The 12031-nt window shown below is 39.4% G+C and carries 11 protein-coding genes and 1 tRNA gene; 10 read left to right on the forward strand and 2 right to left on the reverse strand.

The window, feature by feature from the left end; translation table 11 throughout:
* From QZ565_RS04635 to QZ565_RS04655, 5 genes are all read left to right on the forward strand, one after another.
* A partial coding sequence (locus QZ565_RS04635) for an acyltransferase family protein (RefSeq protein WP_295526238.1) occupies positions 1–612 on the forward strand: 612 nt, incomplete at its 5' end.
* Between the two features lie 11 nt (positions 613–623).
* Positions 624–1907, forward strand: coding sequence for a UDP-N-acetylglucosamine 1-carboxyvinyltransferase (gene murA, locus QZ565_RS04640; protein WP_295526241.1), 1284 nt, complete (start codon positions 624–626; stop codon positions 1905–1907).
* Complete coding sequence (locus QZ565_RS04645; protein ID WP_025171934.1) at positions 1900–2088, forward strand: DNA-directed RNA polymerase subunit beta; 189 nt, start codon at positions 1900–1902, stop codon at positions 2086–2088. Before murA ends, QZ565_RS04645 begins: the two co-directional genes overlap by 8 nt.
* Positions 2089–2126: 38 nt before the next feature.
* Positions 2127–2951, forward strand: a complete 825-nt coding sequence (gene endA / locus QZ565_RS04650; protein ID WP_295526245.1) for a DNA-entry nuclease EndA — start codon at positions 2127–2129, stop codon at positions 2949–2951.
* A 267-nt stretch (positions 2952–3218) separates the two neighbouring features.
* Entirely contained in the window at positions 3219–4550 is a 1332-nt protein-coding gene (locus QZ565_RS04655) for a hemolysin family protein (protein ID WP_000390027.1), read from the forward strand.
* 197 nt (positions 4551–4747) lie between these two features.
* On the opposite strand, the gene QZ565_RS04660 is transcribed toward QZ565_RS04655, so the two are convergent.
* Positions 4748–4818, reverse strand: a tRNA-Cys gene (locus QZ565_RS04660).
* Positions 4819–4975: 157 nt separating this feature from the next.
* Here QZ565_RS04660 and QZ565_RS04665 point away from each other — a divergent pair.
* From QZ565_RS04665 to QZ565_RS04685, 5 genes are all read left to right on the forward strand, one after another.
* Positions 4976–6955 (forward strand): peptide ABC transporter substrate-binding protein, encoded by a 1980-nt coding sequence (locus QZ565_RS04665; RefSeq protein ID WP_020902007.1) that lies wholly within the window; start codon positions 4976–4978, stop codon positions 6953–6955.
* 66 nt (positions 6956–7021) lie between these two features.
* A complete protein-coding gene (locus tag QZ565_RS04670; RefSeq protein WP_020902008.1) occupies positions 7022–8518 on the forward strand; it encodes an ABC transporter permease in 1497 nt (498 codons plus the stop codon).
* Positions 8518–9444, forward strand: coding sequence for an oligopeptide ABC transporter permease OppC (gene oppC, locus QZ565_RS04675; protein WP_004255894.1), 927 nt, complete (start codon positions 8518–8520; stop codon positions 9442–9444). Before QZ565_RS04670 ends, oppC begins: the two co-directional genes overlap by 1 nt.
* 8 nt (positions 9445–9452) lie before the next feature.
* Positions 9453–10520: an ABC transporter ATP-binding protein gene (locus QZ565_RS04680; RefSeq protein WP_000159550.1), complete on the forward strand. Its 1068-nt coding sequence runs from the start codon at positions 9453–9455 to the stop codon at positions 10518–10520.
* Positions 10521–10530: 10 nt separating this feature from the next.
* The gene (locus QZ565_RS04685; protein WP_295526257.1) at positions 10531–11460 is read left to right on the forward strand and encodes an ATP-binding cassette domain-containing protein; all 930 of its coding nucleotides are present in this window, start codon (positions 10531–10533) and stop codon (positions 11458–11460) included.
* An 88-nt stretch (positions 11461–11548) separates the two neighbouring features.
* Here the strand turns inward: QZ565_RS04685 and QZ565_RS04690 are convergent.
* The coding region (locus QZ565_RS04690; RefSeq protein ID WP_295526260.1) for a potassium transporter TrkG at positions 11549–12031 on the reverse strand (483 nt) is incomplete at its 5' end.

The following is a 12031-nucleotide window of genomic DNA, read 5'->3' on the forward strand; positions in this document are numbered from 1 at the left end:
GTAATTCTATTGTATATATTTTTTTATATATCATTTAAGTTTTTCAAAAATAAGTTTATTGCTATTGTTATCAATACAGTATTCATAATTGGTTATATTTGTTTAGCTATAAAATTAGGTTACGGTTTTTGGTGGTATAATAGTGTTTTCCCCTTCATAATTGGCTTAATATGGGCTAAAAATAAAGAGAAAATTGATGGAGTTTTAGATAGACATTATTTTATCATACTTGTTTTAGTAACTGTGTTACTCTTTATTTCACATCAATACGATATTTTGTTGAGGTATGTGCATTTAGAAGATAGTTATAGTTATGCGTTAGCTGCTAATTTAGATAATATTATTTTTACAATCTACTTTATTATTGTTTTTGTGAAAAAAATAAATTTTTCACATATATATTTGATTTTAATAGGTAGTATATCGTTTGAATTATATATGATACATGGATTAGTTATTTCTATGCTAGGAAAAACACTTGTGTCATCCAGAATAAATGATGTGATATTTACATTTTTTGTGCTGGTCCTTAGTCTAATTTTAGCTTGGATTATTAATAAATTAGTTAATAGAATTACAAAGAAAGTAAGTCTATTACAAAATCAAGAGTAAAGGAAATAAGTATGGAAAAAATTGTGGTTCAAGGTGGCGATAATCGTCTGGTAGGAAGTGTTACGATTGAAGGAGCAAAGAATGCAGTCTTGCCCTTGTTGGCAGCGACTATTCTAGCAAGTGAAGGAAAGACCGTCTTGCAGAATGTTCCTATCTTGTCAGATGTTTTCACTATGAATCAGGTGGTTCGTGGTTTGAATGCCAAGGTGGACTTTAATGAAGAAGCTCATCTTGTTGAGGTGGACGCGACTGGCGATATCACTGAGGAAGCTCCTTACAAGTATGTCAGCAAGATGCGCGCATCTATTGTTGTCTTGGGACCGATTCTTGCTCGTGTAGGTCATGCTAAGGTATCTATGCCAGGCGGTTGTACGATTGGTAGCCGTCCTATTGACCTTCATTTGAAAGGTCTGGAAGCTATGGGGGCTAAGATTAGTCAGACTGCTGGTTATATCGAAGCAAAGGCAGACCGCTTGCAGGGTGCTCATATCTACATGGACTTCCCGAGTGTTGGCGCTACGCAGAACTTGATGATGGCAGCAACTCTAGCTGATGGGGTGACAGTGATTGAAAATGCTGCGCGTGAGCCTGAGATTGTTGACCTAGCCATTCTCCTCAATGAAATGGGAGCCAAGGTCAAAGGTGCTGGTACAGAGACTATTACCATTACGGGTGTTGAGAAACTTCATGGTACAACTCACAATGTAGTCCAAGACCGTATCGAAGCAGGAACCTTTATGGTAGCTGCTGCCATGACTGGTGGTGATGTCTTGATTAAAGACGCTGTCTGGGAGCACAACCGTCCCTTGATTGCCAAATTGCTTGAAATGGGAGTGGAAGTGACAGAGGAGACTGAAGGGATTCGAGTTCGCTCTCAACTAGAAAATCTAAAAGCTGTTCATGTGAAAACCTTGCCACACCCAGGTTTTCCAACAGATATGCAGGCTCAATTTACAGCCTTGATGACCGTCGCAAAAGGGGAATCAACCATGGTGGAGACAGTTTTTGAAAATCGTTTCCAACACTTAGAAGAAATGAGACGTATGGGATTGCATTCTGAGATTATCCGTGATACGGCTCGTATTATTGGTGGACAACCTTTGCAGGGGGCAGAAGTTCTTTCTACTGACCTTCGTGCCAGTGCAGCCTTGATTTTGACAGGTTTGGTAGCACAGGGAGAAACCGTGGTCGGTAAATTGGTTCACTTGGATAGAGGTTATTACCGATTCCATGAGAAGTTGGCACAGCTAGGTGCTAAGATTCAGCGGATTGAGGCAAGCGATGAAGATGAGTAAGAAATCAAGCTATGTAATCAAGCGTTTACTTTTAGTCATTTTGGTACTGTTTTTAGGTGCTCTAGCCTTAGGAATCGGATTAATGGTAGGTTATGGAATCTTGGGCAAGGGTCAAGATCCATGGGCTATCCTGTCTCCGGCAAAATGGCAGGAATTAATTCATAAATTTACAGGAAATTAGGCTGGAGAACCAGTCTTTTTCTAGAGATAAGGAGAAAAATGGATAAAAAAACAAGACAGACACTGATCGGACTGCTAGTGTTATTACTCTTATCTGCGGGAAGCTATTATATCAAGCAGATGCAGTCGACACCTAATAGTCCCAAAACCAAGATTAGTCAGAAAAAACAAGCTTCTGAAGCTCCTAGTCAAGAATTGGCAGAAAGTGTCTTAACAGACGCAGTCAAAAGCCAAATAAAAGGGAGTATTGAGTGGAATGGCTCAGGTGCTTTTATCGTCAATGGTAATAAAACAAATCTAGATGCCAAGGTTTCAAGTAAGCCTTACGCTGATAATAAAACAAAGACAGTGGGCAAGGAAACAGTGCCAACCGTAGCAAATGCCCTCTTGTCTAAGGCTACTCGTCAGTACAAGAATCGTGAAGAAACTGGGAATGGTTCGACTTCATGGACTCCTCCAGGCTGGCATCAGGTCAAGAATCTAAAGGGTTCTTATACCCATGCGGTCGATAGAGGTCACTTGTTAGGCTATGCCTTAATCGGTGGCTTGGATGGTTTTGATGCCTCGACAAGCAATCCTAAAAACATTGCTGTTCAAACAGCTTGGGCAAATCAGGCTCAAGCCGAGGATTCGACTGGTCAAAACTACTATGAAAGCATGGTACGTAAGGCCTTGGACCAAAACAAGCGTGTCCGTTACCGTGTAACTCTTTATTATGCTTCAAACGAGGATTTAGTTCCTTCAGCTTCACAGATTGAAGCCAAGTCTTCAGACGGAGAATTGGAATTTAATGTCCTAGTTCCCAATGTTCAAAAGGGACTTCAACTGGATTACCGAACTGGAGAAGTAACGGTAACTCAGTAAAAGATAACATAAACTCCTATGTCACTTGTGGATATAGGAGTTCTTTTTTACTAGTTTAAGCAGGGCTACAATATACAATGATACTCAATGAAAATCAAATTGCAAACTAGGAAGCTAGCCACAGGTTGCTCAAAGCACAGCTTTGAAGTTGCAGATGAAGCTGACGTGGTTTAAAGTGAATTTCGAAGAGTATGAGAAAAAATAATATGTACTGGACTATATTTTGTGATATAATAGAGGGTAAGATACTATTTTAGGAGAAGAACTATGGAAGACCCAAGTAGTCAGAATTTGTTGCTACAATTTGTTTTATTGTTTATCTTGACAGTGTTAAATGCTTTTTTCTCAGCCACAGAAATGGCCATGGTTTCACTTAACCGTGCGCGGGTTGAACAAAAGGCAGAAGAAGGAGATAGACGCTATATCCGTCTGCTGAAGGTACTAGAAAATCCTAACCACTTTTTATCAACCATTCAAGTAGGGATTACCCTGATTACGATCTTATCAGGGGCGAGTTTGGCAGACACTCTGGGACGAGAAATTGCATCTTGGCTTGGAAATGGTGAAACATCTTATGCCGTTGCAAGTTTTCTATCTTTAGCATTTTTGACTTATATTTCCATCGTTTTTGGGGAATTGTATCCTAAAAGAATCGCTCTTAATCTAAAGGATGCCTTGGCGATTCGTACAGCGCCAGTTATCATTGGGCTTGGGAAACTAGTTAGTCCCTTTGTTTGGCTCTTGTCTGCATCTACCAATCTCTTGAGTCGCTTGACTCCTATGACCTTTGACGATGCTGATGAAAAAATGACCCGTGATGAAATTGAGTACATGTTGACAAATAGTGAAGAAACACTAGATGCTGACGAAATTGAAATGTTACAAGGAATCTTTTCACTGGACGAATTAATGGCCAGAGAAGTCATGGTTCCTCGAACGGATGCCTTTATGGTAGATATTCAGGATGATAGTCAAACCATCATCCAAAGTATTTTAAAACAAAATTATTCTCGTATCCCTGTCTATGATGGGGATAAGGACAATGTGATTGGGATTATTCATACCAAGAGTCTCCTTAATGCGGGCTTTGTGGACGGTTTTGACAATATTGTTTGGAAGAAAATCTTACAAGATCCTCTTTTTGTTCCTGAAACTATTTTTGTGGATGACTTGTTAAAAGAATTACGCAATACCCAAAGACAAATGGCGATTTTGTTAGATGAATACGGTGGAATGGCTGGTTTGGTGACACTTGAAGACCTCTTAGAGGAAATCGTTGGGGAAATCGATGACGAAACAGATAAGGCTGAAATCGAAGTTCATAAAATTGGAGAAGATACTTATATTGTTCAAGGTACCATGAATCTCAATGATTTTAATGACTACTTTGATGTTGAACTGGAAAGTGATGACGTTGATACCATCGCTGGTTACTATTTGACAGGAGTGGGGACCATTCCAACGACTGAAAAGCTCAGCTATGAGTTGGTAAGCCAAAACAAACAGCTTATCCTAACCAATGATAAAGTGAAAAATGGACGTGTTACCAAGGTAAAAGTCCAAATTACCGAAGTTGAAATAGAAGAAGAAACAGAGTAAACTAGAGGCTTTTGTCATCATGCGTGACAAAGCTTTTTTCAGTTGATTTTAAAAGGGAATAGTATCCTCGAAAAACTCAGTCCCCAAATCCGCCCCAAAACTTTTCTAAATCTATCCTTATTTATCCAAAGAAAAAGAAAAAAGCCCTTCAAATTGGGCTTTCTGTTCATGTGAAACCTGATAAATCAAGTTATAGAAGGCGGTAGACGGATTTGAACCGACGATCAAGCTTTTGCAGAGCCGTGCCTTACCACTTGGCTATACCGCCTTAACGTTTATTATTATACCTTGAAAATGATTTTCAGTCAATAGCTTTTTCAGATTTTTTGTGTCAATAAGCCTAAATATTCTGAAAATTCGTTTACTTTTCTTGAAATCTATGGTATAATTGATGATAACCTATACTTTATCAGAGGAGTAAATAAATGAAAAAAAGTAGAGTCTTTGTTGCAGCAGGAGTTGCTTTATTGGCAACAGGTGTGTTAGTAGCTTGTGGGAATTCAAAATCATCTGATTCGACAGCTCCAAAAACCTATGGCTATGTCTATTCGGCTGACCCAGAAACATTAGATTATATTATTTCTGGAAAAGAGAGTACGAAAGTGGCTACTTCAAACGGGATCGATGGCCTCTTCACAAATGACAAATACGGGAATTTGACTCCTGCGGTTGCAGAAGACTGGTCTGTATCAAAAGATGGATTGACATATACCTACAAAATTCGTAAAGGTGTCAAATGGATGACATCCGATGGTGAAGAATATGCCGAAGTGACTGCTAAAGACTTCGTGAATGGATTGAAACATGCGGCAGATAAGAAATCAGAAGCTCTATATCTAGCTGAAACTTCTGTTAAAGGTTTATCTGATTATTTGGCTGGGAATTCAAAAGATTTCTCTACAGTAGGTGTTAAAGCGGTTGATGACTATACTCTTGAGTATACTTTGAACCAACCAGAACCTTACTGGAACTCTAAGATGGTTTATTCAATTTTCTGGCCATTAAACGAAGAATTTGAAAAATCAAAAGGCTCTGATTTTGCTAAAGCGACAGATCCTACATCATTGCTATATAATGGACCTTTCTTGCTTAAAGGTTTGACTGCTAAATCTTCTATCGAATTTGCTAAGAACGAGCAGTACTGGGATAAAGAGAATGTTCATTTAGATACAGCAACACTTGCATATTTTGATGGTTCGGACCAAGAATCACTTGAGCGTAACTTTACAAGTGGAGCTTATAGTTTTGCTCGTCTTTACCCAACAAGTTCAAACTTCTCAAAGGTAGAGGAGTCATACAAGGATAATATTTTCTACACTCCGTCAGGAGCTGGTATTGGAGGTTTAGGTGTAAATATCGATCGACAAAATTACAAATATACATCTAAAACGACAGATGAAGAGAAAACATCTACTAAGAAAGCTCTTCTTAACAAAGACTTCCGCCAAGCCTTGAACTTTGCCTTTGACCGTACAGGTTATTCTGCTCAAGTTAACGGTAAAGAAGGTGCTCCTCTCGCAGTTCGTAATTTATTTGTGAAACCAGACTTTGTGACTGCAGGCGAAAAAACTTTCGGTGACTTGGTTGCTGAAAAAGTTAAGACTTATGGAGATGAGTGGAAAGATGTAAACTTTGCTGATGGTCAAGACGGTCTCTTTAACGCTGACAAAGCTAAAGCAGAATTTGCTAAAGCTAAAACTGCTCTGGAAGCAGAAGGTGTGAAATTCCCTATCCACTTGGATGTTCCAGTAGACCAAACCTCTAAAAACTTTGTCGCACGGATTCAGTCGTTCAAACAATCAGTTGAAAAAGTTTTAGGCGAAGAAAATGTTGTCATCGATATTCAACAAATTTCTAAAGATGAATTCTTTAATGCGACTTATTATGCTGCTAATGCGGCAGCTGAGGATTGGGATCTTTCAGGTGCGGTTGGATGGAATCCTGACTATGAAGATCCATCAACTTACCTTGATATCCTTAAATCAACTAATAGTGAGCAAACGAAAACTTATATGGGGTATGATGACCCATCAAATGCAGCTGCAGCTAAAGTTGGTGTGAAAGATTACGATAAATTGCTTGATGAAGCTGGAAAAGAAACAAGTGATCTTAACAAACGTTATGAAAAATATGCTGCTGCTCAAGCTTGGTTGACAGACAGTTCACTCTTCTTACCAGCTATGTCTTCTAGTGGTGCTGCACCATTCATTTCTCGTGTTGTACCATTCTCAGCTTCTTATAGCCAATCTGGAGACAAAGGTTCAAATCTCTACTTCAAATATATTCAGTTACAAGACAAAGTTGTAACAAAGGCTGATTATGAACAAGCTCGTGAGAAATGGATTAAAGAGAAAAAAGAATCAAACGAAAAAGTTCAAAAAGAATTGACTAAACACGTTAAATAAATAACTCTCAAGGGAACTTTCTCTCCATGAGGAGAAGGTTCTTTTGGGATTTAAAAAGGAAACGATATGAAGAAATATATTTTTATGCGTGTCTTGCGGTCATTGGTTTCTATCTTCTTAGTAACAACCTTGACTTACACGATTATCTATACAATGGTTCCTCGAAAATTGATTTTCAAACAGGATACCAACTATAACAAGATTGCGACAACTGCTGATAAGCGTGATAACTATGAGAACACTGTTTATGAGCGTATGGGCTATATCGAGTACTACGATACCAAGGAATTGCAAGAAAAAGCTAGCCAGATGGATGCTTCTGTAACAGTTGAAGCCAATGATACCAACAAGGCTATCTATGAAAAATACATCAAACAAATCGGTCATGGTTGGACCCTGGGAGAATTTACTGAAAGTGGCCAATTCTACGCTACACGTGAAATTCCAATTTTTGAACGTGTGTTTAAATTCTATGCAAACTTGCTTGATATCGACCACACAAACAAGATTCAGGACCCAGAAAATCCAAATTTGGAGCGTTATTTGCGTTTTGAAAATGATCCCGCTATCGGCTGGTCTCTGGTAGGTTCAGGGACTAAACACAAGTACCTCTTGTACTTCAATAGTCAGTTCCCATTTGTTCACCAAAACTTTGTGAACTTGAATTTGGGTGATTCATATCCAACTTATGCTAATACTCCTGTGCTTCAAGTTATCACACAAGGACAAGGTCAAACTAAGACATCAGAAGTGCAATTCCCAACTGGTAAGAAAACATCTTCAGTTAATATCTACTCAAGAACCTACAAATCGCCTAGTCAGGCTGATTCTCGTGAAGTAGCTAACTATGGGAAAGATGACCCATATACTGCAACTGAAAGCAACTACCAATATCCTTCTATGATTGCTAGCTCTGCAGTCGTTGGATTGATTGGTTTGGTGATTTCTTATGCGATTGCCGTGCCACTTGGTTCAGCTATGGCTCGCTTCAAGAATACTTGGATTGATAGCTTCTCAACAGGGTTTTTGACCTTCTTGATGGCCCTTCCAACCATTGCCTTGGTTTACATTGTTCGTTTGATTGGATCATCAATTGGTCTTCCAGATTCATTCCCTATCTTGGGTGCTGGAGATTGGCGTTCGTATGTTTTACCAGCAGTTATCCTTGGTTTATTGGGTGCTCCTGGTACAGCTATTTGGATTCGTCGTTACATGATTGACTTGCAATCACAGGACTTTGTTCGTTTTGCTCGTGCAAAAGGTTTGTCTGAAAAAGAAATTTCAAACAAACACATCTTTAAAAATGCCATGGTTCCGCTGGTTTCAGGAATTCCTGGTGCTGTTATCGGGGTTATCGGTGGTGCAACCCTTACTGAAACAGTCTTCGCTTTCCCAGGTATGGGTAAAATGTTGATTGACTCTGTAAAAGCATCTAATAACTCTATGGTCGTAGGTCTTGTCTTCATCTTTACATGTATTTCTATCTTCTCACTTCTTTTGGGAGATATTTGGATGACTATTATTGACCCACGTATTAAATTGACTGAGAAAGGAGGCAAATAATGTCTACAATCGATAAAGAAAAATTTCAGTTCGTAAAACGTGACGATTTTGCCTCTGAAGCCATTGATGCGCCAGCCTATTCATACTGGGGCTCAGTGTTTAGACAATTTATGAAGAAGAAATCAACTGTAGTCATGTTGGGAATCTTGGTAGCTATCATTTTGATGAGTTTCATCTACCCAATGTTTTCTAAGTTTGATTTCAATGATGTCAGCAAAGTAAACGACTTTAGTGCTCGTTATATCAAGCCAAATGCTGAGCATTGGTTCGGTACAGACAGTAACGGTAAATCTCTCTTTGACGGTGTCTGGTTCGGAGCTCGTAACTCTATCCTCATTTCTGTGATTGCGACAGTGATTAACTTGGTTATCGGTGTTTTTGTCGGTGGTATTTGGGGAATTTCAAAATCAGTTGACCGTGTGATGATGGAAGTTTATAATGTCATCTCAAACATCCCATCTCTTTTGATTGTCATTGTCTTGACTTACTCAATCGGAGCTGGATTCTGGAATCTGATTTTTGCTATGAGTGTGACTACTTGGATTGGTATTGCTTACTCAATTCGTATTCAGATCATGCGTTATCGTGACTTGGAGTATAACCTTGCTTCACGTACACTTGGAACACCAACCTTTAAGATTGTTGTAAAAAACATTATGCCACAATTGGTATCTGTTATCGTTACGACGACATCTCAAATGCTTCCAGCCTTTATCTCATACGAAGCTTTCCTTTCATTCTTTGGACTTGGATTGCCGATTACAGTTCCAAGTTTAGGTCGTTTGATTTCAGATTACTCTCAGAACGTAACGACAAATGCATACCTCTTCTGGATTCCATTGACAACTCTTGTCTTGGTATCCTTATCCCTTTTCGTAGTTGGTCAAAACTTAGCGGATGCTAGTGATCCACGTACACATAGATAGGAGTAGAAATGACAAAAGAAAAAAATGTAATTTTGACTGCTCGCGATATTGTCGTGGAATTTGACGTTCGTGACAAAGTATTGACAGCCATTCGCGGCGTTTCCCTTGAACTAGTTGAAGGAGAAGTATTAGCCTTGGTAGGTGAGTCAGGATCAGGAAAATCTGTTTTGACAAAGACTTTCACAGGTATGCTTGAAGAAAATGGTCGCATTGCCCAAGGTAGCATTGACTACCGTGGTCAAGATTTGACAGCTTTATCTTCTCACAAGGATTGGGAACAAATTCGTGGCGCTAAGATTGCGACTATCTTCCAAGATCCAATGACTAGTTTGGACCCAATTAAAACAATTGGTAGTCAGATTACAGAAGTTATTGTAAAACACCAAGGAAAAACAGCTAAAGAAGCGAAAGAATTGGCCATTGACTACATGAATAAGGTTGGGATTCCAGATGCAGATAGACGTTTTGATGAATACCCATTCCAATATTCTGGAGGAATGCGTCAACGTATCGTTATTGCGATTGCTCTTGCCTGCCGACCTGATGTCTTGATTTGTGATGAGCCAACGACTGCCTTGGATGTGACCATCCAAGCTCAGATTATTGATTTGTTGAAATCTTTACAAAACGAGTACCATTTCACAACAATCTTTATCACCCACGACCTTGGTGTGGTGGCAAGTATTGCAGATAAGGTAGCGGTTATGTATGCAGGAGAAATCGTTGAGTATGGAACTGTTGAGGAAGTCTTCTATGACCCTCGCCATCCATATACATGGAGTCTCTTGTCTAGCTTGCCTCAGCTTGCTGATGATAAAGGGGATCTTTACTCAATCCCAGGAACACCTCCGTCACTTTATACTGACCTGAAAGGGGATGCCTTTGCCTTGCGTTCTGACTATGCAATGCAAATTGACTTCGAACAAAAAGCTCCTCAATTCTCAGTATCAGAGACACATTGGGCTAAAACTTGGCTACTTCATGAGGATGCTCCAAAAGTAGAAAAACCAGCTGTGATTGCAAATCTCCATGATAAGATTCGTGAAAAAATGGGATTTGCCCATCTGGCTGACTAGGAGGAAGGAAATGTCTGAAAAATTAGTAGAAATCAAAGATTTAGAAATTTCCTTCGGTGAAGGAAGTAAGAAGTTTGTCGCAGTTAAAAATGCTAACTTCTTTATCAACAAGGGAGAAACTTTCTCGCTTGTAGGTGAGTCAGGTAGTGGGAAAACAACTATTGGTCGTGCCATCATCGGTCTTAATGATACAAGTAATGGGGATATCATTTTTGATGGTCAAAAGATTAATGGTAAGAAATCGCGTGAACAAGCTGCAGAATTGATTCGTCGTATCCAGATGATTTTTCAAGATCCTGCCGCAAGTTTGAATGAACGTGCGACTGTTGATTATATTATTTCTGAAGGTCTTTACAATCATCATCTGTTCAAGGATGAAGAAGAACGTAAAGAGAAAGTTAAAAATATTATCCGTGAAGTGGGGCTTCTTGCTGAGCACTTGACTCGTTACCCTCATGAATTCTCAGGTGGTCAACGTCAACGTATCGGTATTGCCCGTGCCTTGGTCATGCAACCAGACTTTGTTATTGCGGATGAGCCCATTTCAGCCTTGGACGTTTCTGTGCGTGCTCAAGTCTTGAACTTGCTCAAAAAATTCCAAAAAGAACTTGGTTTGACCTATCTCTTCATCGCCCATGACTTGTCTGTCGTTCGCTTTATTTCAGATCGTATCGCAGTTATTTACAAGGGTGTTATTGTAGAGGTTGCAGAAACAGAAGAATTGTTTAACAATCCAATTCATCCATATACTCAAGCCTTGCTTTCAGCGGTACCAATCCCAGATCCAATCTTGGAACGTAAGAAGGTCTTGAAGGTTTACGACCCAAGTCAACACGACTATGAGACTGATAAGCCATCTATGGTAGAAATCCGTCCAGGTCACTATGTTTGGGCCAATCAAGCAGAACTTGCTCGTTACAAGGAAGCTCTTAAAAAATAATTAGATTCGGAGAGGACCAAAAGGTCTTCTCATTTTTAATAGAAAAATTCCCCTTCTACTAGCTTGTAAAAGGGGAAATGTATTATAATTAGCGTTTAGACCAAGTGCGTTTCATAAAGAGTAGCAAAATTGGGTATATCTCTAAGCGACCTGCAATCATTGCAAAGGAGAGGAGGATTTTAGAGATGGGACTAAAGATGGCAAAACTCGAGGTTGTACCTAGAATAGGTCCGATATTGTTAAAACAGCTGAAGACAGCACTGGTCACGACTAGAAAATCATTGCTATCAAGACTGACGATAAAGATGAGAGAGAGGATAATCATCATATAGATGGCAAAATACTTAAGAATCTTGTGCTGAGTATCCTTATCAATCACAGTTTTATTAACATGTAGAGTCAAGACACGGTGAGGGGATAAGATGGACAGAATCTGATTTTTAGCAATTTTTGTGAGGATAAGTCCTCTGATCACCTTAAGACCACCTGCAGTTGAGCCAGCTGAGCCACCGATTGCCATGAGGAAGAGGAGGATAAACTGGGAGAAGAGAGGCCAGTTGGTGATATCTCC

The sequence above is a fragment of the uncultured Streptococcus sp. genome (assembly GCF_915066115.1).
In the GTDB taxonomy this organism is placed as follows: domain Bacteria; phylum Bacillota; class Bacilli; order Lactobacillales; family Streptococcaceae; genus Streptococcus.